The sequence below is a fragment of the Sanguibacter sp. Leaf3 genome (genome assembly GCF_001425965.1).
GTDB lineage: Bacteria > Actinomycetota > Actinomycetes > Actinomycetales > Cellulomonadaceae > Sanguibacter > Sanguibacter inulinus.
Map to the genome: position 1 here is coordinate 900686 of NZ_LMRH01000001.1, position 24796 is coordinate 925481.

The following is a 24796-nucleotide window of genomic DNA, read 5'->3' on the forward strand; positions in this document are numbered from 1 at the left end:
CGATGTTCGGCCGCGAGAAGATCGAGTACAAGACACCTGAGCAGGTGTCGTGCATGCGCAGGGCCGGGCTCGTGGTCGCTGCGGCCCTGAGGGCTGTCGAAGACGCTGCGGCTGCGGGCCTGACCACAGCAGATCTCGATGCCGTGGCCGCGGCCGTGATCGCCGACGCTGGTGCCACGGCGTCCTTCCTCGGGTACGAGGGCTTCCCGGCGACGGTCTGCGTCTCGGTCAACGACGCCGTCATCCACGGCATCCCCGGCGGCCGGGTCCTGGTCGACGGGGACCTGGTCTCGGTCGACTGCGGAGCGATCGTCGACGGCTGGCACGCCGACGCCGCGGTGTCCTTCGTCGTCGGGGGAGAGGCCGCTGCAGACCCGCGCGACCTGGCGCTCATCCGTGCCACGGACGACGCGTTGTGGGCCGGCGTGGCAGCTCTCGCGTCGGGGGAGCGTCTGAGCGCTGTCGCGAACGCTGTCGACGACTCGATCACCGAGGCCGCCGAGCGTGACGGTGCCCGCTACGGGATCGTCGAGGACTACGTCGGGCACGGTATCGGTACCGCGATGCACCAGCCCCCGGACGTGCTGAATTACCGCACCCGAGAGCGCGGCGCGAAGATCCGCCCCGGGATGTGCCTCGCGGTCGAACCCATGGTCACCCGTGGCGACCAGCTGACCCACGTCTGCGAGGACGACTGGACCGTGGTCTCGAGCGACGGGTCGAGGGCCGCCCACTGGGAGCACACCGTCGCGATCCTCGAGGACGGGCTCTGGGTCCTCACGGCCGAAGACGGTGGCGCAGCCCGCCTTGCGGCCCTGGGTGTGGAGATCGCCCCGGTCTGACGCGGTTCGGGCGGGCGAACTCCGCCCGATCGTCTTCCCACCGTCGAGGCCGTGGCGGTAGCCTCGCGATTCCTGGGCGAGCCAGGGCCTCCCGTCCTTCGAGCAGAAGGACCGACGAGCAGGGCGACCAGATGTCGTGGGATTCCGAGCACCGGGGGGCTGGGGGTGGCACGCGCCCCCCGAGGCTCCCTCGTGCGCCCTCGGTCCTCGTCGGCAAGCCCGCACTGACGTCGTTGCTCGACCGCCACGAGCCGCTCACGGTGATCTGCGCCCCCAAGGGCTACGGCAAGACGGCGCTCGTCAGCTCGTGGGCCCGTGCACGGACCCTCGGTCACGACCTCGTCTGGGTGTCGTGCAGGCTGCCGTCGGTCCTGGCGGACGGGATGCCCGCCCCGTTCTGGGCGCGGCTCGCGGCCGAGCTGTGGCGCGCCGGGCTGAGCGCCGTCGAGCCAGGCCTCGTGCCCGGGCGGAGCGACGTGGTCGCAGCGATCGCTGGACGCACCGAGCCGCTCTGTGTGGTCGTCGACGACTTCGACGACAACCCTGACCCGCACGTCGCCGGGGAGATCCTCGAGCTCGTCCAGCGGTTCGACCTGCTCTACGTGGTGGTGCTGGCGCGGAGCCCGCGGACCACCGAGCCGCTCCTCGCCTCGACCGTCGACTCGGTGGTCCTCGGACCCCAGGACCTCTTGCTCGGGGTCGACGACACCACCCGCCTCGTCGCGGCCCTCGGTCACGACTTCTCGGGCGAGTCGGTCCGGTCCCTCGTCCGGGCGACCGGTGGATGGGCGGCGCTGCTGCGTGCCGTGCTCGTCGGCTCTGGTCCGCGGGCTCGCCCTGGAGGACGGTCCCGGTCAGACCTCGCGACGCGGGCCGACGGACCTGCTGTCGAGGCCACAGGTCGACAGGCCGTGGTGCCGGCGACACCGGCAGTGCCGGGCCACAGGCTCGACCTCTCGGCGGGGCTCCCCTATCTCAGATCGGTCTGGGACGAGCTCGCCGACCCAGCGCTCAAGCGTTTTGTGCAGCTCACGGGCTTCATCGGGCCTTTCACGGTCGACGACGCGACCTGGACCACAGGCCTGCGTGACTGCGCGGACATCGTCTGCGGGCTCGTCGACGTCGGTCTGCTCGTCCAGGAGACCGCAGGCACGCAGGTGCGGCTCAGGTACGTCGAGGCTGTCGCCCTGGCGGCGACGGAGATCTTCCGTGCTGAGGAACCGCGGCGGTACAGGGTCGCGCAGCGCCGCATGGCACGGCTGCGGACGGCTCAGGGGCGGGTCGGCGAGGCCGTCGAGCACCTGCTCGAGGCGCGGACCTGGGAGGCCTGTGCCGAGCTCGTCGACAGTCACTGGGCGACCCTGGTCGCGGAGCACCCGGAGGTCGTCGCCGACGTGGTCGAACGGGTGCCGGCGACCGTGCTGGCCCGCCACCCTCGCCTCGGGATCGCGCACGCGCACCTGCTGCCCGTGCTCCGCCCGCGGCGCGGCGACCCTGGTGGCGCGGCGCACGACGCCGCGCGCGGGCTGCGGGCAGCCGGGCCTGGGACCACCGAGGGCGACGGGACCGACGCGGCGGCCCAGGCGCTCGGCTCGATGGAGGAGGGGCTGGCGCAGATCGTCACGCTGCGCCTCACCGGTGACTACGGCGCCGCGACCCACCTCGCCGAGCAGGCACAGGTGGGCGTCGGGCCGATCCTCGACGGGGCGGACGCGGCCGCCCAGGGGGAGCTCGCGCCGCTGCTCTACGAGTGGGCGGTGACACGGTTCCTCGCCGGAGACGTCGAGGGCGCGCTCTCGGCCTTCCGTCAGGGGGCTGGTCTCGCACGCAGCGCGGGCAGGCCGCTCGTGCTGCGGGAGGCTGCGGTCGGCGCCGCTCTGTGCTGTGCGCTGCTCGGCTATCTGGAGCAGGCTGAGGAGTGGCTGCTCGAGGTCCCCGCCGTCGTCTCGGAGCTCGGCCGGGCCAGCACAGCAGGCCGCACGGCGGAGGGACGAGGGGTCCAGACGGTCCGGGCGATCGTCGCGCTCGAGCGCCTCGAACCGTCCGACGGCACCGCTCTGCTGCCGCCCGACGATCCTGGTGCTGCGTCCGGGCTCGGTGTCGTGGTCATCGCTGTGAGGTCGCAGATCGCCCTGCGCGACGGCACCCACTACGAGGCTCTGGCGGAGGTCGAGGCGGCGCGTCAGGCTCTCGAGGGCAGCAGCGCGTCACGGAGCCTGCGGGAGTCTCTCCTGGCAGGGGCAGCGGTCGAGCTGTACCTCGGGCTCGGGTACGTCTCGCGGGCCCGAGCAGCGGTCGCGGGCATGGACCGGCGGTACGAGGCCGTCGCGATCGCCTGCGCCCGGACAGACCTCGTCGCCGGGGACCTGGACGACGCCGTCGACAGGTGCACTGCGTGGTTGGCCACGCACCTCAACGGCCCGCGGATGCGTCTCGACCTGCTGCTGGTGCTCGCCGCGGCCGAGCTCGGCCGCGGGCACAGGCACGAGGCTGCCGTCGCGCTCGAAGAGGCTGTCGCCCTCTTCCGGGCGACCGGGCTGCTGCGCAGCTTCCTCAAGGTCCCGCGCGACGTGCTGGAGGACCTGGCTCCGCAGGTCCCCGCGGTCCGCGCTGTCCTCGACGCACCGGGCTTCGCCGAGAGCGACAGCGTGTTCCCCGGGGAGTCGCCGCGCGCCAGGCTCAGCAGCCGCGAGATGCAGGTGCTGCGCAGCCTGGCCGAGAGCCCGTCGCTCGCGAGCGTCGCCCGCTCGTTGTTCTTGTCCGCCAACACCGTCAAGACGCACCTGCGGAGCATCTACCAGAAGCTCGGGACGCACTCGAGCGTCGAGACCGTCGAGAAGGCGCGCGACCTGGGGCTGCTCGACGACCCCGCCGGGGAACCTGGCGCCGGGGGAGCGCGAGGCCCTGGGGATGCCGGTCGGCGAGGTGGACCAGGCGGCCGAGGCGGGCCGGCCGGCCGTGGGAGGAGGGGCGGCGGCAGGGGCGCCGCGCCCACCGGGCGTGCAGGCGACGAGCGCCCGGACGACGACGCCGAGGACGACGCTGACTACGAGGACGACGACGACATGGCATGACGTGCGGCACAGTTTTCCTGTTTCGGGTCTCGTGCCGTAGGATGTTTCGTTGGGTGTGTAGTGCTCGCGCACTTCCACCACCACCCCACGGTCTCGACAGCTGGCAACAGCTGCAGACCACGTCTCCCGGACCCGTTCCGGGCGTGGCCGACGCGGCCGTGGGCAGGATGTTCGTCACGAGAGTTAGCGGAGGATATGGCGAAGAAGGACGGTGTCATCGAGATCGAGGGCAGCGTGGTCGAGGCGCTGCCGAACGCGATGTTTCGCGTGGAGCTTGCCAACGGTCACAAGGTGCTCGCTCACATCTCGGGCAAGATGCGACAGCACTACATCCGGATCCTCCCCGAGGACCGCGTAGTGGTCGAGCTGAGCCCGTACGACTTGTCCCGTGGCCGGATCGTCTACCGCTACAAGTAACCACCACTCGATCAACTGCTGTCTTGCGCGCATGCGCCACACGGCGGCGGAGGAACCACGATGAAGGTCAAGCCCAGCGTCAAGAAGATCTGCGACAAGTGCAAGGTGATCCGCCGGCACGGTCGCGTCATGGTCATCTGCGAGAACCTGCGTCACAAGCAGCGCCAGGGCTGAGAGGCCTCGGTGCTCTAGGGCACATGCTTCACAGATCGACCAGTGCCTGTCCGGCGGGCTGAACAACCGGGCACGCACGACCCAGCGCACCACCAACGGCTGGCACGGAGAGATCCGTGACCAGGCGTCACCCTCGGCTCGGAGGCCGGGGCTCGCAAATCCGCGAGAGATGGTGCGGCAGACCTCCGAATGCAGTACAGGAGCCGGAAGGCACATGGCACGTCTTATCGGTGTCGACCTCCCCCGCGACAAGCGGCTCGAGGTTGCACTCACCTACATCTTCGGCGTCGGCCGTACCCGCGCCCAGCAGACGCTGGCAGCGACGGGCATCAGCCCCGACGTCCGCGTGAAGGACCTCGGCGACGCCGAGCTCGTCTCGCTCCGTGACTACCTCGAGGGCAACTACAAGCTCGAGGGTGACCTTCGCCGTGAGGTTGCTGCTGACATCCGCCGCAAGGTCGAGATCGGCTGCTACGAGGGTCTGCGCCACCGCCGCGGCCTGCCCGTGCGCGGACAGCGCACGAAGACCAACGCGCGTACCCGCAAGGGCCCCAAGCGCACCGTGGCCGGCAAGAAGAAGGCCCGCTAGCAGCCAGTAGTTCGCCGGGAGCCGGCGGTTCTACATCGGCCGCCGAACACCTCTCCCGCGATCCGAAGACCTCGAGCAAGGAAAGAAACAGCACATGCCTCCCAAGACTCGCGGCGCCCAGAGCGCACGCAAGCCTCGCCGTAAAGACAAGAAGAACGTCGCCATCGGCCAGGCGCACATCAAGAGCACCTTCAACAACACCATCGTGTCCATCACGGACCCGTCCGGTGCGGTCATCTCCTGGGCCTCCTCCGGCCAGGTCGGCTTCAAGGGTTCGCGCAAGTCGACCCCGTTCGCCGCGCAGCTCGCCGCCGAGGCCGCTGCACGCCGTGCGCAGGAGCACGGCATGAAGAAGGTCGACGTCTTCGTCAAGGGCCCCGGCTCCGGGCGCGAGACCGCGATCCGCTCCCTCCAGGCCGCTGGCCTCGAGGTCGGCTCGATCCAGGACGTCACCCCCCAGGCGCACAACGGCTGCCGCCCGCCCAAGCGCCGCCGCGTCTGACCTGACCGGTCGTCACCGCCGAGACGGTGCTCTGCCCACGTGCCCCGCACGTGGGCAGAGCACCGTCACCCGGCAGCAAGCTGCAGGTCCCGGCGAGGAGATCTTCGTCCCGGGTTCGTGATGCGTCATATAGCGGACGCATGCTGAAAGGAACACACCCACGTGCTTATCGCACAGCGCCCCACACTGACCGAAGAGGTCATCTCGGAGAGCCGCTCCCGCTTCTCCATCGAGCCGCTCGAGCCTGGCTTCGGCTACACGCTCGGCAACTCGCTCCGTCGCACGCTGCTCTCGTCGATCCCCGGCGCTGCAGTCACCTCGATCCGGATCGACGGTGTGCTCCACGAGTTCACCACCGTCCCCGGTGTCAAGGAAGACGTCACCGAGATCATCCTCAACGTCAAGAACCTCGTCGTCTCCTCGGAGAACGACGAGCCCGTCGTGATGTACCTGCGCAAGCAGGGCTCCGGTGTGGTCACCGCCGCGGACATCGTCCCGCCGGCGGGCGTCGAGGTGCACAACCCCGATCTGCACATCGCGACCCTCAACGACAAGGGAAAGCTCGAGATCGAGCTCACCGTCGAGCGTGGACGTGGCTACGTCTCTGCCCAGCAGAACAAGTCCTTCGACGCCGAGATCGGCCGCGTGCCGGTCGACTCGATCTACTCGCCGGTCCTCAAGGTCACGTACAAGGTCGAGGCGACCCGTGTCGAGCAGCGCACCGACTTCGACAAGCTCATCGTCGACGTCGAGACCAAGCAGGCCATCAGCCCCCGCGACGCGCTCGCGTCGGCTGGTAAGACGCTGGTCGAGCTGTTCGGCCTGGCCCGTGAGCTCAACGTCGAGGCCGAGGGCATCGAGATCGGCCCGTCGCCGACCGACGCCGCGCTGGCCGCTGACCTGGCGCTCCCGATCGAGGACCTCCAGCTGACGATCCGTTCGTACAACTGCCTCAAGCGCGAGGGCATCCACGCCGTGGGTGAGCTCGTGGCACGCAGCGAGGCAGACCTGCTCGACATCCGTAACTTCGGTGCGAAGTCCATCAATGAGGTCAAGGACAAGCTCGCCGAGCTCGGCCTGTCCCTCAAGGACTCCCCGCTGGACTTCGACCCCTCGACCGCCGACTACTACGACGGCGACGACACGGAAGACGAGCAGTACACCTGACGTCTGAGTCGTCCGCGCGAGCGGCCGGCACACCCCCACCTTTCTAGGAGCACACACCATGCCTACCCCCACCAAGGGTGCGCGTCTCGGCGGAAGCCCGTCCCACGAGCGCCTCATCCTCAAGAACCTCGCGACGAGCCTCTTCGAGCACGGCCGCATCACCACCACGGTGACCAAGGCCAAGCGCCTGCAGCCCTTCGCCGAGCGCCTCATCTCGAAGGCGAAGCGCGGAGACCTGCACAACATCCGCCAGGTCGCCAAGACCATCAACTCCAAGACGGTCAACCGTCCCGGCGAAGAGGGCGACGCTGCGACCACGCTGCACCGCCTCATCACCGAGATCGCCCCGGCCATGTCCGAGCGCAACGGTGGCTACACCCGCGTGACGAAGGTCGGCAACCGTAAGGGCGACAACGCCCCCATGGCCGTCATCGAGCTCATCCTCGAGCCCGTGAGCGCCAAGCAGTCTGTCGTCCGCGAGGCCGAGAAGGCCGCGAAGAAGACCGCCCCGAAGGCTGCCAAGGCTGACGAGGCACCCGCGTCCGAGGCTCCGGCCGCTGACGCCGAGGCACCGGCAGAGGAGTCGTCCGAGAAGGACGCCTGACGCCGCCCTCGTCCCCAGGGGCGAGTGCCTGAGCTTCATCCACGAGGCCCGGTCCGTGACTCGTCACGGACCGGGCCTCGTGCGCTAACGTCGACCCCGGTGCGCGTGCACGAGCACGTCCACGGGCCGAGAGACGACGACGAGGGGAGCGGTCCGTGTCCTGGATCGAGCTCGTGCCAGCCTTCGTGGCGTGCGCGGCCGTGCTGGTCGCGCCTGGAGCGCTCGTCGCGCGAGCCGCCGGCGTCCCGGCCTGGCTGGCCCTTGGTGCCGGCCCCGGACTGTCGGTCGCCTTCTACGCAGTGCTCGCCGTCGTCCTCGCGAGGTCCGGGGTCGCCTGGTCGCCCGTGACGGTCGGTCTTCTCGCGCTGGGGTGCCTGGTCGTCGTCGCTGCGGTCGCCGTCCTGGCCAGGCGCGCGACCCGCTCTGGGTGGGCGCGCGTCACCGGTCTGCTGCCCGGCGCAGACGGGCTCGGTGCTGGGCCTGCCTGGTCCGGGACGCCGTCAGAGGGTTCGTCTCGCGGCGCAGGCCGACGCTGGGCACCGTCGACGTGGTCGTGGCGGGCGTGGGTCTGTGCCGCGGTCGCGGGGTCCGCTGTCGTGACTGTCGTCCCGACCATGATCGGCATGGGGGCCCCGGACGCCCCGCTCCAGCAGTGGGACGCCGTCTACCACCTCAACGGGCTCGCCCTGATCCAGGAGACCGGGGACGCGAGCCAGCTCAACGGGCTCTACGGCACAGGTGCGAGCGTCTACTACCCGACGGCCTGGCACGCGGCGGTGTCGCTCGTCGTGAGCCTCGGCGGTCCGCTGACGGCGTCGTCGATCACGGCTGCGGCGAATGCCTCGACCCTCGTCATGAGTGTCGTGTGGGTCCTAGGCGCTGCGGCCTTCGCCCGCGCAGTTCTCCCGCACCGACCTGCGGTCACCGTGCTCTCGGCCCTGGCGGTGTCTGCCTTCTCGATGTTCCCGACCGTGCAGCTGGCCACCCTCGCGCAGTGGCCCAACGGTCTCGCGACCATGCTGATCCCTGGGGCGGCCGCCGCCGTGGTCACGGCCACGAGGTCGTGGCGGTCCCGCGCGGACCGGACCTCGCCCCCTGTCGCCCGGGTGACCTCTGTGGTCTTGACGGCCCTGGCCCTGGGCAGTGCTGCTGGTGTAGCACTCGCACAGCCGAGCGGCTTCGTGGGGTTGGCGGTGGTCCTCGCGCCCTTCGTGGTGACGGTGCTCGCCGTCGTCGTCCGCGACGCGTGGCGCGGCGGGCGCAGGACTGCGGTGCTCGTGCCGGCCGTCTTCGTGGTGGTCTTCGTGACGGCTGCTGCTCTCGTGCTCAGCCGGTCGTCGGTCCTCGACATGGTCTTCGGCTTCGCACGGGCCCCGCAACGGAGCATCCCCGTGTCGGTCGCCCGGATCCTCACCGACACTGTCCTGACCCCTGTACCCGGCAACATCGTGGTGTCGGTGCTCGTGGTCGTCGGGGCTGTGGTGCCCCTGCGTCGGCGACGGCACCGTTGGCTCGTGGTCTCCGCGGGTCTCGTCGTGGCACTCGCTGCCCTGGCCGCCGGTCCGGAGAACCCACTGAGGCTGGTCACCGGGATCTGGTACACCCAGGCAGCTCGGATCGAGGCTTTCTACCCGGTGCCTGCGGCGGTCCTCGCGGCGGTCGGCGCGCTGGCCGTGGTCGACAGGGTGCGTGCGAGCGGACGGGTCCGGGACAAGGCTCCCGGCGCGCCATGGCTCCGGTCTCCGGTCGCGCTGACAGGCGCGCTGCTGCTGGTCGCCTTCGTGACGTCGGCGGCCTTCCAGGCCCCGCAGCGGGCCGTGAGGTTCGCCCAGGCCTACGACCCGGCGAGCATCCAGTGGGGGACCATGCTCAGCGTCGACGAGCTCGAGCTGATGCGCGACCTGCCGGAGATCGTCGGTGACGACGCCGTCGTGCTGGGGGACCCGTTCAGCGGCGCGCCCTACGCGTGGTCTGTGGGGCGCACCCACGTCGTGCTCCCGCAGCTGAACATCTCCGGGCTCGACCCGGACCGGCAGTACCTCGTCGACCACTTCGACGACGTCACGACAGACCCGAGGGTGTGCGAGGCCGTGCGTGAGCTCGGGGTGACCCACTTCTACGTCGACCGGACGAAGCCTCGCGACGGCGCCAAGCGCAGCCCGCTCGGACCAGCCCTGTCTGAGGTCGACGTGTCGACAGGCTTCGTCCCCGTCGCCACGGCAGGGGACGCCGCTCTCTACGAGCTGACGGCCTGTGGTTGACGTGCCGACAGCGCCTGGGGTGCAGGCCGGACTCCCTGTCGTGCTGGTCCACGGCATCCGGACCTCGTCGACCATGTGGCGGGCGCAGGTCGCCTCCCTCGAGGCCGCGGGGCGTCGTGTCCGGGCGGTCGACCTCCCGGGGCACGGCACCCGCCTCGGGGAGCCCTTCACGCTCGCCGCCTGCGACGCCGTGATCGCCGAGGCCGTCGACGACCTGGGCGGCGAGGTGCTCCTCGTCGGGCTGTCGCTCGGTGGGTTCTTGTCGGTCGAGTTCGCGGACAAGCACCCTGACGCCGTGCGCGGGCTGGTCGCCGCCGGCTGCTGCACAGACCCCCGGGTGCCGCTGCGGGCCGCGTGGGCGCGGCTCTCCCGCTGGATCGAGCGGACACCGGACTCTGGGGCCCGGTTGAACGCCTTCGTCGTCCGTGCGGCGCTCTCTCCGCAGGCACAGGACGACATCGCGGCCGGCGGCTTCGCGCTCCGCGTGATGTCCGAGGCGCTCGATGCCGTCGGTGGCCTCGACCCGCTCGGCTCCTTGCCGAGGTCGCGGTGCCCGGTGTGGCTCGTCAACGGCGCCCTCGACCACTTCCGCACCCAGCAGGCAGCGTTCCGCAGGGCCGCGGAGCGCTCTGGCCAGCCTGTCCGGACAGTGGTGGTCCCGAGGGCCCGGCACCTGGTCAGCCTCGACGCGCCCGTCGCCTTCACACGGGTCGTGCTCGAGGCCCTCGAGGCTGTCGACCCGTCTGCGCGGCCCTAGACGGCCAGAGCGGCTCACGGATGGCCGGGAGCAGCACCCCCACCCGCGCCTGGCGCACCGGCTATCCGAAGAGGTCCCAGGCCCTGGCGCCGCCGACGAGGGCTGCCGAGTTCGGCACGATGACGACCTCGTCGCCCAGCCTGTCGAGCACGGCCTGGGTGATCCGGCGCGAGTTGCCCCCGCCGATGTACAGCCGGTCCCACAGGAACACGGGCCGCAGGCCGTCGACGACGCGTGCGACGCGCCTCGACCACAGACCGTCCCCGAGCCTGTGCCGCTCGATCTCGCCGATGTACGCGTCATAGGTGGTGCCGCGTCGCACGGGTGCGTGGGAGAGCTCGAGGTGGGGTGCTACCCGGCCGCCGTCGAAGTGCGCGCTGCCGAGCCCGGTCCCGAGGGTCAGCACGAGCTCGAGGCCTGTCCCCGCGACCACGCCGGCGCCGTGGATCTCCGCGTCGTTGAGCACGAGGACCGGGACACCCAGACGCCCCTCGAGGGCGGCCCTCGCGTCGAAGCCGGACCACAGCTCACGCAGCTCGGGGTCGATCCGCGAGCGAGGACCTGTCCGGGTGATGTAGTGCGGCGTGTGGATCACGACACCGTGCCGGATCATCCCCGGCATCCCCAGGCTCACCCTGTCCGCGGGCGGCAGGTCACGGGCGAGGCCGGCGACGGTGTCGACGAGCAGCTCCGGCGAGAGCGGGTACGGCGTCGGGACCCGGACCGCAGGCGCGTGCGCCGTCCCTGCGGCGTCGAGCACCGCAGCCTTGATGCCGCCGCCCCCGCAGTCGACGGAGAGCGTGAGCGGGGCCGGAGAGCCGGAAGCAGACATGAGGTGCAGGATACGTCCGTCGCTGCGCCCGTGGCGGGTCTGAGGCCCTGCCAGGTGGTGTGACGTCCCTCGGTCCGGTGTCGCCCTGGTCCCGCTGCCGCGGCGCAGGCCTCGCTGCCGCTGTCCAGGTGCTGCTGTGCGCAGGGCCCACCTGGGTCCGCCCGGCAGCCCGCGGTGCGTCATCATGGAGGACGTGATGCGCATCAGACTAGACATCTCCTACAGGGGGACAGACTTTGCCGGCTGGGCTGTCCAGCCTGGGCTGCGGACGGTCCAGGGGACCCTCGAAGACGGTCTCGCCCAGGTCTTGCGCACCCGGGTCCGTCTGACGGTGGCCGGGCGCACCGACGCCGGCGTGCACTCCCGGGGGCAGGTCACGCACATCGACGTCCCGGACGAGACCTGGATCAAGCTCGAGGGTCGGGGAGACAGGACGAGCGAGCAGGCGCTGCTCTCCCGCATCAGCGGCGTGCTGCCGGCCGACGTCGTGGTCCGGGCGGTGACAGTCGCGCCGCCAGGCTTCGACGCGAGGTTCAGTGCGCTGTGGCGGCGCTACAGCTATCGGATCGTCGACCGCGCCGAGCTGCGCGACCCCTTGCGCGCCGACTGGACCCTGTGGTCCCGGCGGCCCCTCGACGTCGACGCGATGCGCGCGGCCACCGAGCCGCTCGTGGGGGTGCGGGACTTCGCGGCCTTCTGCCGTCCCAGGCCTGGCGCGACGACCATCCGGCACCTGCAGGAGCTCCGGTGGGAGCGCCGGGTGGGTGGGCCTGACGACGGGCTCGTCGTCGCGAGCGTCCAGTCGGACGCGTTCTGCCACAACATGGTCCGCGCGCTCGTGGGGGCATCGATGGCTGTGGGCTACGGCCAGCGCCCCGTGGAGTGGCCCGGGGAGATCTTGCGCGGGGGAGTGCGCGACCCCCTCGCCGGGGTGGTCCCCCCGCACGGGCTCACCCTCGAAGAGGTCTTCTACCCCTCCGACGACGAGGTCGCCGCCCAGGCGGAGCGCTCACGAGCCCGGAGGATCGAAGAGCACATCTGGCAGTAGGCCGTACGGTCCCGGCTCGAGAGGGCGCCGCCGCGCAGCGCGGTACCCACCGCACGACGTCGGAGACACCGCAGGCCCGTCCGGAGCCGGACGGGCCTGCGGTGCTGAAGAGCGTGACGGCGTCGCCGCGCTCGTCGGGTGGTCGGGGATCCCTGCGCTCAGGGCTCCTCGACGATGTGCACGGCTGCCTCTTCGGCGCTCGCCGCTCCGCCGTCGACACCGGTGTCTTCGGCGAAGGTGTCGTTGACCCGCCCGTCGAGGGCGTCGGGGTCGGCCACGAGGCGTCCTGCGCGGTCGGGCTGGGTCGCGCCGGAGTCCGGGGCGTCGAAGATGTCGGGTTCTTCCTCGGCGAGTCGCTGGTCGAGGGTCTCGCCCTGGATCTCCTCGAGAGCCGTCTCGCCGAAGTGGTTGCTCCGCGGCCTCTCGGGCGGGGAGTAGCCCTCGTCGAGGAGGTCGTCGACCCCACGCTGGGTGAGGGTGTCCTCCTTGGGCAGCTGGTCGGTGTCGCCCTCGCTGTTCAGCGCGGCGTCGGTGCTGGTTGCCGGTGTGTCTTCGCTCATCCCTCCACGGTGTCACCGCGCAGCACGGTCCGCACGTCGAGGGGAGCGCCCGGACCCTCGTGCAGGCGGCGAGCCTGGACGTCGCCGCAGGCGCCGACGGGTATTGAGCTCGCTCCCAGCCCTGCCGAGACGGCACACTAGCCCCGTGGGACACATCGACATCAACGACGTCAGCTATTTCCTCCCCGACGGGCGTCCGTTGCTGTCGGGGGTCGACCTGCGTGTCGGCGACGGCGCGAAGGTGGCCCTGGTGGGCCCCAACGGCGCTGGCAAGACCACGCTCATGCGCATCGTCTCGGGCGACCTCGAGGCTCACGGCGGCCGGGTGAACCGCAGCGGCGGGCTCGGCGTCATGCGTCAGCTCGTCGGACGGATCGACGACGACAGGACCATCCGCGACGTCCTGGTCGACCTCGCGAACCCTGCCGTCAGGGCGGCGGGCGTCGAGCTCGCGGACTCCGAGATCGCGATGATGACCACGGACGACGAGCCGACCCAGATGCGCTACGCCCAGGCGATCGCCGACTGGGCCGACGCCGGCGGCTACGACGCCGAGAACGACTGGGACCACGTGACCGACGAGGTCCTCTCGATCCCCTTCGACTCGGCGCAGCACCGCGCGATGCGGACCCTGTCCGGAGGTGAGCAGAAGCGCCTCGTGCTCACCTCCCTGCTCCGCGGCCCCGACGAGGTGCTCCTGCTCGACGAGCCGGACAACTTCCTCGACGTCCCGACCAAGCGCTGGCTCGAGCAGCAGCTCGCCGCGAGCCGCAAGACCGTCCTGTTCATCAGCCACGACCGTGAGCTGCTCTCGCGCACGGCGACCCAGGTGGCCTCGCTCGAGCCGGGTGCGTCGGGGTCGTCGGTCTGGGTCCACGGACAAGGCTTCGACACCTACGCCGCCGCTCGCGAAGACCGGATGAGCCGTCTCGAAGAGCTGCGCCGCCGCTGGGACGAAGAGCACACGAAGCTCAAAGACCTGGTCAACGGCCTCAAGACGCGGGCTGCCTTCAACGACGGTCTGGCGAGCCGCTACCAGGCGGCCCAGACCCGCCTGCGCAAGTTCGAGGAGGCCGGGCCGCCCGAGGTCGTCGCGCGGGAGCAGAACGTCCGCGTGCGCCTGACCGGCGGTCGGACGGCCAAGCGTGCCGTCGTGGCCGAGAAGCTCGAGCTCACAGGCCTCATGAAGCCCTTCGACACCGAGATCTGGTTCGGCGACAGGGTCGCCGTGCTGGGGTCGAACGGCTCGGGCAAGTCGCACTTCATGCGACTGCTGGCAGCAGGCGGCTCCGACCCCGCGGACCACGCCCCGGTGGTCGAGGGCATGCCCGCCTCGCAGGAGCCTGTCAAGCACACAGGGGTCGTCACGCTCGGTTCGCGGGTGCGCCCAGGGTGGTTCGCCCAGAACCACGTCCACCCCGAGTGGGACGGGCGCACGCTCCTCGACATCCTGCACCGCGGTGAGGGCAGCCGGGACGGCATGAGCCGGGAGCCCGCGAGCAAGGCGCTCGACAGGTACGAGCTCGCCGGGCAGGCGGAGCAGAAGTTCGAGACCTTGTCCGGTGGTCAGCAGGCACGCTTCCAGATCTTGCTGCTCGAGCTCGGCGGAGCGACCCTGCTGCTGCTCGACGAGCCGACGGACAACCTGGACCTGCACTCGGCCGAGGCTCTCGAGGCCGGGCTCGCCCAGTTCGAGGGGACCGTCGTCGCCGTGACCCACGACCGCTGGTTCGCCCGCGGCTTCGAGAGGTTCCTCGTCTTCGGGGGCGACGGCACGGTCCGGGCCACCCAGGAGCCCGTCTGGGACGTGGAGCGGGTCCGCCGGGAGCGGTGAGCCCGACGGCTGAGCCACCTATCCTGGGGGCATGGCTGTCCACAAGATCGTCCTCTTCTACGCCTTCACCCCGGTCCCCGACCCGCTCGCCCTGCGCCTGTGGCAGTCGGCGCTCGCCGAGCGCTGGAACCTCAGGGGGCGGGTGATCGTGTCGGAGCACGGCATCAACGCGACCCTCGGCGGCACGGTCGAGGATCTCAAGCAGTACGTGAAGACGACGCGCCAGTACCCGGGTTTCGCCTCCATGGACGTCAAGTGGTCCGATGGCACAGGCGCCGACTTCCCGCGGCTGAGCGTCAAGGTGCGTCCCGAGCTCGTGAGCTTCGGCGCGCCGGACGAGCTCGAGGTCGACGCCGACGGGGTCGTGGGCGGTGGCACCCACCTCAGCCCGAAGGAGGTCGACGCGCTCGTCGCCGAGCGCGGGGACGAGGTCGTGTTCTTCGACGGACGCAATGCCTTCGAGGCTCAGATCGGCAGGTTCCGGGGCGCTGTCGTTCCCGACGTGCGGACCACCCGCGACTTCGTGGCCGAGCTCGACTCGGGCCGGTACGACGACCTCAAGGGTCGGCCCGTCGTCACCTACTGCACGGGCGGCGTGCGCTGCGAGGTGCTCTCGGCGCTCATGACGGCCCGCGGCTTCGAGGAGGTCTACCAGATCGACGGCGGGATCGTCCGCTACGGCGAGGAGCTCGGGACGTCGAGCCTGTGGGAGGGGTCGCTGTACGTCTTCGACGAGCGGATGCACGTCGACTTCGACCCGGAGACCGTCCCGCTCGGTACCTGCGTGCTCTGCTCGGCCGTGACGGCCTCGTACGAGAACTGCGCGTCCACGGCGTGCACGACCCTGCGGGTGGTGTGCGCAGGCTGCTCGGAGCAGGCGCGGTCCCAGACCTGCCCGACCTGCGCGGCGGCTGAGGCCGGGCAGGCGTCTCACCAGGTGGGGGACAGGGTCTCGGCCTGACCTACGGCGTCGGCGCGATCGCCCTGCCCCTCGTGGACCCCCTGCCGGTGATCGTGGTCCCCGGCTCCGGTGCCGACTCCTCTACCCGGACAGCGCACCCATGACGTGGCCGGCGCGGCTCTCGGGTAGTATCTGCTGCGGCTGGATCACAGTGCTCCGTGCTTCTACCACCGTCCTCCTCGGCTCTGACGCCGGGGCCCGGCCCCGAGGGGCCGCGGACGACCTCCTCCCGAGGTCTGTTGTGACGCAGTCGGTTTTGACCGGCGACCCGTGGAGCAGATAGTGTGACTAGTCGTTGTGCTTCCATACGTGACCGGTGCGCCCACTCGCTAGGTCTGAGACGGAGCGCTCGCCGACCTCGCCGGCCGCAGAACTCTGCGTCTGGCAAGACACGATACGAAACGAAGGCTACGACCGTGCGTACGTACACCCCGAAGCCCGGCGACGTCCAGAGTGACTGGTACGTCATCGACGCGACCGATGTCGTCCTGGGCCGCCTCGCTACCCACGTGGCGACTCTGCTCCGTGGCAAGCACAAGGCCACCTTCGCTCCGCACGTCGACGGCGGTGACTTCGTCATCGTCATCAACGCGGACAAGGTCGCCCTGACCGGCAACAAGCGCGAGCAGAAGCTGGCCTACACCCACTCCGGCTACCCGGGTGGTCTGCGTGCTGTCGCGTACTCCGACCTGCTCGAGAAGCACCCGGAGCGCGCAGTGGAGAAGGCCGTCCGCGGCATGCTCCCCAAGACCACCCTCGGTCGCAACCAGCTGGGCAAGCTCAAGGTCTACCGTGGCACTGAGCACCCCCACGCTGCGCAGCAGCCGAAGCCGTTCGAGATCACCCAGGTCGCTCAGTAGGCCCCGCCTGCTCAGCTGACATACCAAGGACGCGAGGACATCACCGTGGCGGAGACCACCGTCGACATCGACGCGCTGGACGAAGAAGCACCCAGCACCTACACCTCTGAGACCACCGCCCCCGCGGGCCGTGGCCAGAGCATCACCGCGCCGGCCCAGGCTCTGGGTCGTCGCAAGGAGGCGGTCGCACGTGTGCGTCTCGTCCCCGGCACCGGACAGTGGAAGATCAACGGGCGCACGCTCGAGGGCTACTTCCCGAACAAGGTCCACCAGCAGCTCGTGAACTCCCCGCTGAAGCTGGTCGACGTCGAGGGTCGCTTCGACGTCATCGCCCGCATCGTCGGTGGCGGCACCTCCGGCCAGGCCGGCGCGCTGCGCCTCGGCATCGCCCGTGCCCTCAATGAGATCGACGAGGAGCACAACCGCGCGACGCTGAAGAAGGCTGGCTTCCTCACTCGCGACGCACGCGTCGTCGAGCGCAAGAAGGCTGGTCTCAAGAAGGCCCGCAAGGCTCCTCAGTACTCCAAGCGCTGATTCTTTCGCGCTCTGCGACGGCCCCGATGGTGACCCCATCGGGGCCGTTCGCCGTTCGACCGGCGGGCTGCGGAGTCCCGCTGCCGTGATCTCTCTCTTCTCACAGGGGTGTACCAGCAGATGGCTCGTATCTTCGGAACAGACGGTGTGCGCGGGCTCGCGAACCGTGACGTCACGGCCGAGATCGCTCTCGACCTCGCGGTCGCAGCAGCGCACGTGCTCGGGCAGCGCGGTGTGTTCTCGGGCCACCGCCCGAAGGCCGTCGTGGGCCGTGACCCCCGCGCCTCGGGCGAGTTCCTCTCGGCCGCCGTCTGCGCCGGCCTCGCGAGCGCTGGCGTCGACGTCATCGACGTCGGTGTCGTCCCCACCCCTGCCGTCGCGTACCTGACCCACAGCATGGACGTGGACCTCGGCGTCATGCTCTCGGCCTCGCACAACCCGATGGAAGACAACGGCATCAAGTTCTTCGACAGGTCGGGGTACAAGCTCGCCGACGAGGTCGAAGACCAGATCGAGGCGCGTCTGCGCGCTGACTGGGACCGTCCGACAGGTGCCGACGTGGGTCGCATGACGCAGGACTACACAGCCGTGTGGCGCTACGTCGACTTCCTCGTCTCGACCGTGCCCTACCGTCTCGACGGGCTCAAGGTCGTCGTGGACTCGGCCAACGGTGCCGCGAGCGAGGTGGGCCCCGAGGCCCTGCGCCGCGCTGGCGCGGAGGTCGTGGTCATCGGGTCCTACCCCGACGGCATCAACATCAACTCCGGCTACGGCGCCACCCACCCCCGCCGCATGGCGGCGGCGACAGTCGGCCACTGGGCCCACGCGGGTGTGTCCTTCGACGGTGACGCCGACCGCTGCATCGCGGCCGACGAAGACGGCAACATCGTCGACGGCGACCAGATCATGGGGATCCTCGCGCAGGCTCACGCCGAGCGCGGCACGTTGACCAACGGCACCCTCGTGACGACGGTCATGTCGAACCTCGGGCTCAAGCTCGCGATGCAGAAGTCGGGCATCAGGACCGTCGAGACGGCCGTGGGGGACAGGTACGTCCTCGAGGAGATGCGCCGCAGCGGCTACTCCGTCGGCGGCGAGCAGTCAGGTCACGTCCTCCTCACGGACTACGCGACCACGGGTGACGGCACGCTCACGGCGCTGCACCTGCTGAGCCGTCTGGCGGAGACCAAGAAGACGATGTCGGAGCTCGCCTCGGCCATCGGACGTCTGCCGCAGTCTCTGGTCAACGTCAAGGGCGTGGACAAGAGCCGTGCGAGCAGCGACAGCGACGTCCTCGCGGCCGTCGCCGAGGCCGAGGTCCTGCTGGGCGAGACCGGACGCGTCCTGCTGCGCCCCTCGGGCACTGAGTCGCTCGTCCGGGTCATGGTCGAGGCCGCGACCCAGGAGCAGGCTGACACCGTCGCAGAGTCTCTCGCGGACGTCGTCCGCGTGCGCCTCGCCCTCTGACCCTCACCCCGAGCGCTCGTCCCTCGAGCCGCCGTCGCCCCAGGAGCCCGTGACATGACACTCCAGCCGTCGTTCCGTGACGCTGTCGAGCGCTACCTCGACACCTTCGACCGTGGTGTGCTGCCGATCGTGCAGGCGGGGCACCCTGTGCTCCGCCAGCCGGCGGCGGCCTACGACGGTCAGCTCGGCGACCTGCTGCCCGCCCTCCTCGACGCGATGCGCCTGACGATGGTCGACGCCCCCGGGGTGGGTCTCGCGGCTCCGCAGATCGGCATCGGTCTGCAGATCGCCGTGGTGCACGACGCCGGGGCCCCCGACGCCCAGGACCCGCGCGAGCGGACCCCGCTCGAGCACAGGGTGCTCGTGAACCCGTCCTACGAGGGCGTCGGCGACGAGCGACGCTCGTTCTTCGAGGGCTGCCTCAGCGTCGAGGGCTACCAGGCCGTCGTGGCGCGGTTCCGCACCGTCCGTCTGACAGGTCAGGACGAGACGGGGCGCCAGCTCGACGAAGAGCTCACGGGCTGGCCGGCGCGGATCGTCCAGCACGAGACGGACCACCTTCGAGGCCAGCTGTACCTCGACCACGCCGAGATCCGCTCGCTCACCTCGAACGACAACCTCGCCACGCTCTGGGGTGGGCACGAGGGCCCGGCCGAGGCCGCTCAGGCTCTCCGCTTCCCGACTGCCTGACTGACTGCCTGACCCACCCCGCGAGAGCGCGGCTGCCACGGCCCGTGTGGCACGCCGTCTGCACCTTCTGGCCCACCTCGGCTCGTCCCTGAGGTGGGCCTCGTGCGTCCTGCGATCATCCGTGCGGCCGATGCCCACCCCTGAGGCTGCGTGCTGAACTGTCAGGGACACATCGGGGAGATACCCGATGGTGCCTGCCACGTCGGATTTCTACGCTGGTGGGACACCGGGACGTCCGGGCCGAGGAGGGGACGACGCACGTGCTGGAGATCATCGAGAACGTGCTGCACTCCGTCGAGGCCTGGGCCGTGGGCCTCGCCGCGTCACCCTGGGTCTTCGCTGTCCTCGTGCTCTTCGTGGTGGTCGACGCGTTCTTCCCGCCGGTGCCGAGCGAGACCCTCGTCATCGCGGTCGCCGCGTACGCGGTGTCGACAGGAGGACCACCCCTCTGGGCGATCGTCGCGGCCGCAGCCGTGGGTGCTGTGCTGGGGGACTCGATCGCCTACCTGCTGGGTCGTCATCTGCACATCCGTGCGTGGCGGGTCATGCACGCACGTCGTCTCCAGGCCGCCTTCGACTGGGCCGAGGGCGCACTGGCTGCCCGCCCGGCGAGGTTCATCGTCTCGGCGCGGTACGTGCCCGTCGGGCGGGTCGCCGTGAACATGACCGCGGGGGCCATCAAGATGCCGGCGCCACGGTTCGTGGCTCTCGCGACAGTCGGCGGGGTCACGTGGGCGGGCTACTCGACCCTCATCGGCATCGGGTCAGGGATGTGGCTCGGTGACAGGCCGCTCGTCGCGATGGCCGTCGGGGTGGTCGGCGGCATCGCCCTCGGCTATGTGGTCGACCTCGTCGTCGGACGCCTGCTCGGGCGCAGCGGCGCTGACGTCGCGGGAGCGGCAGCCGACGAGGCGGCCGACCCAGCCGTGCCGGCGGTCCGTGAGGCGGCCACCGTGGGTGCCTCTGCGGCCTGAGCCAGCCCGGTCGCCAGCGGCCCTCAGATCTTGCGGAGCCGCACCCGCTCGACCGAGTGGTCGCGGCCCTTGTGCAGCACGAGCGTCGCCCGGCTCCGGGTCGGGGCGACGTTCTGCAGCAGGTTCGGCTCGTTGATCGTGTCCCAGATGTGCTCGGCACGGGCGACAGCCTCGTCGTCCGAGAGCCCCGCGTACCTGTGGAAGTACGACTCGGGGCGGGAGAACGCCGTAGAGCGCAAGGACAAGAACCTGTCGACGTACCACTGGCGCACGTCCGCCGTCCGGGCGTCGACGTAGATCGAGAAGTCGAAGAAGTCGCTGACCGACAGGTCTGACCCCGACTGCGTGGCGCGTCCGGGCTGGAGGACGTTGAGGCCCTCGACGATCAGCACGTCAGGTCTGTGCACCACGGTCTCGGCCCCGGGGACGATGTCGTAGGTGAGGTGGTCGTACACGGGCGCACGGACCTCGGGGCGCCCGGCCTTGACCTTCGACAAGAACCTGATGAGCGACCGACGGTCGTAGGACTCGGGGAACCCCTTGCGCTCCATGAGGCCGCGGCGCTCGAGCTCGGCGTTGGGGTAGAGGAAGCCGTCGGTCGTCACCAGCTCCACACGGGGCGTGTCCGGCCAGCGGGCCATCATCTCGCGCAGCACGCGGGCCGTCGTGGACTTCCCGACGGCCACCGAGCCGGCGACCCCGATCACGTAGGGCGTCCGGCCCGAGTCCTCCCGCAAGAAGGTCGACGTCGCCTGGTGCAGGCTGCCCGCCGTCGCGACGTAGAGGTTGAGCAGGCGCGAGAGCGGCCTGTAGACAGTGTCGACCTCGGCCAGGTCGACGGGGTCGCCGAGACCACGGAGCCTGGCGACGTCGGCGTCGGTCAGCGGGAGGGGGGTCGACTCGGAGAGCCGGTACCACGCCGCCCTGTCGAGATCGACGTAGGGCGTCGCGGGGACGATGTTCTGGGCTACCACCCGACGATTCTGCCTGATCGATCAGAGCCGTGCGTCGTCTAGACTCTGGGACCATGTGCGGAATCGTTGGTTACGTCGGATCCCAAGTCCCCTCCTCGCGCCCCCTCGAGGTAGCGCTCAACGGCCTCAAGCGGCTCGAGTACCGCGGCTACGACTCCGCAGGTGTGGCGCTCGTCGCCCCCGGGGTCGACCGTGTCGTCTCGGCCAAGAAGGCCGGGAAGCTGTTGAACCTCACGGCAGAGCTCGAGGCCCACCCGCTGGCTGACGCCACCGCGTCCATCGGGCACACCCGCTGGGCCACCCACGGCGCACCCAACGACCTCAACGCCCACCCGCACCTCGCGGACGGCGGACGCCTCGCCGTGATCCACAACGGGATCGTCGAGAACTTCGCAGCGCTGCGCCTCGAGCTCGCCGGCGACGGTGTCACCTTCCTGTCCGAGACGGACACCGAGGTCGCCGCCCACCTCCTGGCCAAGGAGCTCGCCGAGACTGGAGACCTCACCGAGGCGATGCGCCGCACGGCCGTCAGGCTCGAGGGCACCTTCACGCTCCTCGCCGTCCACGCCGACCGCCCCGACACCGTCGTGGGCGCCCGTCACGACTCTCCGCTCGTCGTCGGGCTCGGAGACGGCGAGAACTTCCTCGGCTCCGACGTCGCCGCCTTCATCGCCTTCACCCGCGAGGCTCTCGAGCTCGGGCAGGACCAGATCGCGACGATCACCCCCGACGCCGTCTCCGTCATCGACTTCGAGGGCACTGTCGTCGAGCCGCGCCGCTTCACGGTCGACTGGGACGCCGAGGCCGCCGAGAAGGGCGGCTTCGCGTCCTTCATGGACAAGGAGATCCACGACCAGCCCCAGGCCGTCGGCGACACCCTCCTCGGACGCACCGACCTCGAGGGGCGTCTCGTCCTCGACGACCTGCGCATCGACGAGTCCGTGCTCCGCACCGTCGACAAGATCGTCGTGATCGCCTGCGGGACAGCCGCCTACGCCGGGCACGTCGCCAAGTACGCGATCGAGCACTGGTGCCGCATCCCCGTCGAGGTAGAGCTCGCCCACGAGTTCCGCTACCGCGACCCCGTCGTCAACGAGAAGACCCTCGTCGTGGCCATCACCCAGTCGGGCGAGACCATGGACACGCTCATGGCCGTGCGCCACGCCCGCGAGCAGGGCGCCAAGGTCATCTCGATCGTCAACACGCACGGGTCGACCATCCCGCGCGAGTCCGACGCCGTGCTCTACACGCACGCCGGGCCCGAGATCGCCGTCGCCTCGACCAAGGCTTTCCTCTCGCAGATCACCGCGGCCTACCTGCTCGGCCTGTACCTCGCCCAGCTGCGCGGCAACATGTTCCCCGACGAGATCGCGAAGATCTACGACGAGCTCCGCGAGATGCCCGGCAAGATCCAGGAGGTCATCGACCGCGGGACCCGCGTGCGAGAGATCGCCCGATGGATGGCCGACACGTCGTCCGTGCTGTTCCTGGGCCGCCACGTCGGTTTCCCCGTCGCGATGGAGGGCGCGCTCAAGCTCAAGGAGCTGGCCTACATCCACGCCGAGGGCTTCGCCGCCGGTGAGCTCAAGCACGGACCGATCGCGCTCATCGAGCCCGGCCAGGCGGTCTTCGTCATCGTGCCGTCGCCTCGCGGACGTCACTCGCTGCACTCCAAGGTGATCTCCAACATCCAGGAGATCCGCGCCCGTGGGGCTCGTACCCTCGTGCTCGCCGAAGACGGCGACGAGGCCGTGCTGCCCTACGCCGACGAGGTGTTCTGGGTCCCGCAGGCCCCGACGCTCCTCGCGCCGCTGCTCACCGTCGTCCCGCTGCAGATCTTCGCCTGCGAGCTCGCGACAGCCCGTGGGCTCGACGTCGACCAGCCGCGCAACCTCGCGAAGTCCGTCACGGTCGAATGACCCCGACGCCCTCGCACGGACCGGCCGTCGTCACCTCGGTGGCGGCGGCCGTCCGCGTGCCTGGGGTCCTGCAGGGCCGCGCACCGCGACACCGGGCTGCCCGATGATCGTCGGGGTGGGGGTCGACGTCGTCGACATCGCACGGTTCATGGCGACCCTCGAACGGGCACCGAGACTGCGGGAGAAGCTCTTCACCCCTCCCGAGCGCGACCTTGCGCCCTCGTCGCTCGCGGCCAGGTTCGCCGCCAAGGAGGCCCTCGCCAAGGCGCTCGGCGCTCCGGGGAACCTGCTGTGGCACGACTGCACGATCCCGCGGGTCCGGGGCGGGGCGCCTGTCGTCGAGGTGCGCGGGACTGTCGCTGCGCGGGCTGCGGAGCTGGGGGTGGCGTACTTCCACCTGTCGTTGTCGCACGACGGGGGGATCGCTACTGCCATGGTGGTGGCTGAGAGCTGATGTCTTGGGGGTCCGCGAGGCTCCGCGAGCGTGCGCGCGATCTCCGCGGCGTGCCTGGGCACGCCGTGCCAGGCCCACCACGATCGCGCGCACGCTCGCTGCGCCTCGCTCCTCGTGGGGAGCATCTGCTCGGGTCGCTTCGCTGCCGAGGACGGCTCGCTGCGCATCGCCTGACGGGGTCGGGCTCGCTGCGCATCGCGGGTGGGGGCTCGACGAGTGTCGGCGGAGACGGCTGGAGAAGGCTCGTTGCGGCGGGTCGTGACTGTTCTGTCTGCCTGCAGCGAGCCTTCTCAGGGGGCCCGGGGGGTCAGCTGAGCTCGGGGACCACCTGGGACTCGAAGAGCTCGATGCCTGAGCGGTCGTACGCAGCCTCGGCGAAATAGGTGATCGCGTAGGTCATGCCGAGCTGCTCGAGGCGGGTGAGCTCTTCGACGATCTGCTCGGGGGTGCCGACCAAGGGGCCCTGGCGGAGGGACTCGACGGTCTCGGCGGCCTTGCTGGGGACGGTCTTGGCGTAGTGCTCCCCGAGCCAGGCGAGCCGGTCCTCGACGTCCTGGGCGGTCTCGCCGATGATCACGTTGTAGTTGGCCGAGCGGGTGATCTCCGCGAAGTCGCGGCCCACGGTCTCGCAGTGGCCGCGGAGGATCTCCGACTTGGCCGTGAAGGTCTCGGCCGTGCCGTCGAAGTTGGTGTAGTCGGCGTGCTGCGCGGCGATGCGCAGCGTCTTCTTCTCACCGCCGCCGGCGATCCACAGCGGGATGCCGCCCTCCTGGAGGGGCAGGGGGTAGTTGCGGGCCCCGTCGACCTGGTAGTGCTTCCCGTCGAGGGTCGCTGTGCCCTCGGTCCACATCTGCCGCATGATCTGCACGCCCTCGTCGAGCATGTCGAGGCGCTCGCCGGCCCTCGGGAAGCCGTAGCCGTAGGCACGCCACTCGTGCTCGTACCAGCCGGCACCGATCCCCATCTGGGCACGGCCGCCGCTGATGACGTCGACCGTCGTGGCGACCTTCGCGAGATACGCGGGGTTGCGGTAGGCCATGCAGGTGCACATCTGACCGAGCTTGACCCGTGAGGTCGACGCGGCGAAGGCGGCCATGAGCGACCAGGCCTCGTGCGTGGCCTCCTCGGTCGGCTCGGGCACGGTGTGGAAGTGGTCGTAGACCCACACGGAGTCGAAGGCAGAGCCTGTGTCGGCGTGCTGGGCGAGGCCGTCCATGACAGACCACTGGTCGGCCGGCGCGATGCCTGTGAGGTCCTGGCGCCAGCCCTGGGGGATGAAGAGTCCGAATCGCATGTGACCCA

At 70.4% G+C, this 24796-nt stretch carries 24 protein-coding genes; 20 read left to right on the forward strand and 4 right to left on the reverse strand.

The annotated features are described in order from the left end of the window. Nucleotides 1-2: 2 nt before the first annotated feature. From map to ASG53_RS03920, 10 genes are all read left to right on the forward strand, one after another. Nucleotides 3-842 carry a type I methionyl aminopeptidase gene (map, locus tag ASG53_RS03875; protein WP_056128714.1) on the forward strand — a complete coding sequence of 280 codons (840 nt, stop codon included), beginning with the start codon at nucleotides 3-5 and terminating at the stop codon, nucleotides 840-842. Nucleotides 843-973: 131 nt separating this feature from the next. After that, nucleotides 974-3916 (forward strand): LuxR C-terminal-related transcriptional regulator, encoded by a 2943-nt coding sequence (locus ASG53_RS03880; protein WP_056128715.1) that lies wholly within the window; start codon nucleotides 974-976, stop codon nucleotides 3914-3916. A 195-nt stretch (nucleotides 3917-4111) separates the two neighbouring features. Continuing rightward, nucleotides 4112-4333 carry a translation initiation factor IF-1 gene (gene infA, locus ASG53_RS03885; RefSeq protein ID WP_012867920.1) on the forward strand — a complete coding sequence of 74 codons (222 nt, stop codon included), beginning with the start codon at nucleotides 4112-4114 and terminating at the stop codon, nucleotides 4331-4333. Between the two features lie 60 nt (nucleotides 4334-4393). Beyond that, nucleotides 4394-4507 (forward strand): 50S ribosomal protein L36, encoded by a 114-nt coding sequence (gene rpmJ, locus ASG53_RS03890; RefSeq protein ID WP_009740505.1) that lies wholly within the window; start codon nucleotides 4394-4396, stop codon nucleotides 4505-4507. A 214-nt stretch (nucleotides 4508-4721) separates the two neighbouring features. Beyond that, on the forward strand, nucleotides 4722-5096 hold the full coding sequence (gene rpsM / locus ASG53_RS03895; protein ID WP_056128718.1) for a 30S ribosomal protein S13: 375 nt from the start codon (nucleotides 4722-4724) through the stop codon (nucleotides 5094-5096). Between the two features lie 94 nt (nucleotides 5097-5190). Then, on the forward strand, nucleotides 5191-5598 hold the full coding sequence (rpsK, locus tag ASG53_RS03900) for a 30S ribosomal protein S11 (protein ID WP_056128719.1): 408 nt from the start codon (nucleotides 5191-5193) through the stop codon (nucleotides 5596-5598). Between the two features lie 162 nt (nucleotides 5599-5760). Beyond that, complete coding sequence (locus ASG53_RS03905; protein WP_056128722.1) at nucleotides 5761-6765, forward strand: DNA-directed RNA polymerase subunit alpha; 1005 nt, start codon at nucleotides 5761-5763, stop codon at nucleotides 6763-6765. Between the two features lie 58 nt (nucleotides 6766-6823). Further along, nucleotides 6824-7369, forward strand: a complete 546-nt coding sequence (gene rplQ / locus ASG53_RS03910) for a 50S ribosomal protein L17 (protein ID WP_056128725.1) — start codon at nucleotides 6824-6826, stop codon at nucleotides 7367-7369. A 155-nt stretch (nucleotides 7370-7524) separates the two neighbouring features. Beyond that, a complete protein-coding gene (locus ASG53_RS03915; RefSeq protein ID WP_056128731.1) occupies nucleotides 7525-9630 on the forward strand; it encodes a DUF6541 family protein in 2106 nt (701 codons plus the stop codon). Between the two features lie 19 nt (nucleotides 9631-9649). Next, nucleotides 9650-10387: an alpha/beta fold hydrolase gene (locus ASG53_RS03920; protein WP_235533816.1), complete on the forward strand. Its 738-nt coding sequence runs from the start codon at nucleotides 9650-9652 to the stop codon at nucleotides 10385-10387. A 61-nt stretch (nucleotides 10388-10448) separates the two neighbouring features. Here the strand turns inward: ASG53_RS03920 and ASG53_RS03925 are convergent, their stop codons facing one another. Further along, the gene (locus ASG53_RS03925) at nucleotides 10449-11219 is read right to left on the reverse strand and encodes an ROK family protein (RefSeq protein WP_056128734.1); all 771 of its coding nucleotides are present in this window, start codon (nucleotides 11217-11219) and stop codon (nucleotides 10449-10451) included. Between the two features lie 184 nt (nucleotides 11220-11403). On the opposite strand from ASG53_RS03925, the gene truA reads away from it, so the two are divergent. Continuing rightward, nucleotides 11404-12267, forward strand: coding sequence for a tRNA pseudouridine(38-40) synthase TruA (gene truA, locus ASG53_RS03930; protein ID WP_056130625.1), 864 nt, complete (start codon nucleotides 11404-11406; stop codon nucleotides 12265-12267). 158 nt (nucleotides 12268-12425) lie between these two features. On the opposite strand, the gene ASG53_RS03935 is transcribed toward truA, so the two are convergent. After that, nucleotides 12426-12827, reverse strand: a complete 402-nt coding sequence (locus ASG53_RS03935; RefSeq protein ID WP_056128737.1) for a DUF5709 domain-containing protein — start codon at nucleotides 12825-12827, stop codon at nucleotides 12426-12428. A gap of 145 nt (nucleotides 12828-12972) precedes the next feature. On the opposite strand from ASG53_RS03935, the gene ASG53_RS03940 reads away from it, so the two are divergent. From ASG53_RS03940 to ASG53_RS03970, 7 genes are all read left to right on the forward strand, one after another. After that, nucleotides 12973-14661, forward strand: a complete 1689-nt coding sequence (locus ASG53_RS03940) for an ABC-F family ATP-binding cassette domain-containing protein (protein WP_056128740.1) — start codon at nucleotides 12973-12975, stop codon at nucleotides 14659-14661. A gap of 31 nt (nucleotides 14662-14692) precedes the next feature. Next, nucleotides 14693-15622: an oxygen-dependent tRNA uridine(34) hydroxylase TrhO gene (gene trhO / locus ASG53_RS03945; RefSeq protein ID WP_056128744.1), complete on the forward strand. Its 930-nt coding sequence runs from the start codon at nucleotides 14693-14695 to the stop codon at nucleotides 15620-15622. A gap of 416 nt (nucleotides 15623-16038) precedes the next feature. Further along, nucleotides 16039-16482: a 50S ribosomal protein L13 gene (rplM, locus tag ASG53_RS03950; protein WP_012867907.1), complete on the forward strand. Its 444-nt coding sequence runs from the start codon at nucleotides 16039-16041 to the stop codon at nucleotides 16480-16482. Nucleotides 16483-16527: 45 nt separating this feature from the next. Continuing rightward, entirely contained in the window at nucleotides 16528-17016 is a 489-nt protein-coding gene (gene rpsI / locus ASG53_RS03955; protein ID WP_012867906.1) for a 30S ribosomal protein S9, read from the forward strand. Nucleotides 17017-17136: 120 nt separating this feature from the next. Next, nucleotides 17137-18483 carry a phosphoglucosamine mutase gene (gene glmM, locus ASG53_RS03960; protein WP_056128748.1) on the forward strand — a complete coding sequence of 449 codons (1347 nt, stop codon included), beginning with the start codon at nucleotides 17137-17139 and terminating at the stop codon, nucleotides 18481-18483. Nucleotides 18484-18537: 54 nt separating this feature from the next. Continuing rightward, nucleotides 18538-19173 (forward strand): peptide deformylase, encoded by a 636-nt coding sequence (locus ASG53_RS03965; RefSeq protein ID WP_056128752.1) that lies wholly within the window; start codon nucleotides 18538-18540, stop codon nucleotides 19171-19173. Between the two features lie 218 nt (nucleotides 19174-19391). Beyond that, a complete protein-coding gene (locus ASG53_RS03970; protein ID WP_235533817.1) occupies nucleotides 19392-20147 on the forward strand; it encodes a DedA family protein in 756 nt (251 codons plus the stop codon). A 23-nt stretch (nucleotides 20148-20170) separates the two neighbouring features. On the opposite strand, the gene coaA is transcribed toward ASG53_RS03970, so the two are convergent. After that, nucleotides 20171-21121 (reverse strand): type I pantothenate kinase, encoded by a 951-nt coding sequence (gene coaA, locus ASG53_RS03975; protein WP_156382652.1) that lies wholly within the window; start codon nucleotides 21119-21121, stop codon nucleotides 20171-20173. A gap of 53 nt (nucleotides 21122-21174) precedes the next feature. Here coaA and glmS point away from each other — a divergent pair, with 53 nt between their 5' ends. Then, nucleotides 21175-23040, forward strand: a complete 1866-nt coding sequence (gene glmS, locus ASG53_RS03980) for a glutamine--fructose-6-phosphate transaminase (isomerizing) (protein WP_056128758.1) — start codon at nucleotides 21175-21177, stop codon at nucleotides 23038-23040. A gap of 103 nt (nucleotides 23041-23143) precedes the next feature. Continuing rightward, nucleotides 23144-23494: a holo-ACP synthase gene (locus ASG53_RS03985; protein WP_056128760.1), complete on the forward strand. Its 351-nt coding sequence runs from the start codon at nucleotides 23144-23146 to the stop codon at nucleotides 23492-23494. 307 nt (nucleotides 23495-23801) lie between these two features. On the opposite strand, the gene ASG53_RS03990 is transcribed toward ASG53_RS03985, so the two are convergent. Next, nucleotides 23802-24788: an LLM class F420-dependent oxidoreductase gene (locus ASG53_RS03990; RefSeq protein ID WP_056128764.1), complete on the reverse strand. Its 987-nt coding sequence runs from the start codon at nucleotides 24786-24788 to the stop codon at nucleotides 23802-23804. Nucleotides 24789-24796 lie beyond the last annotated feature (8 nt).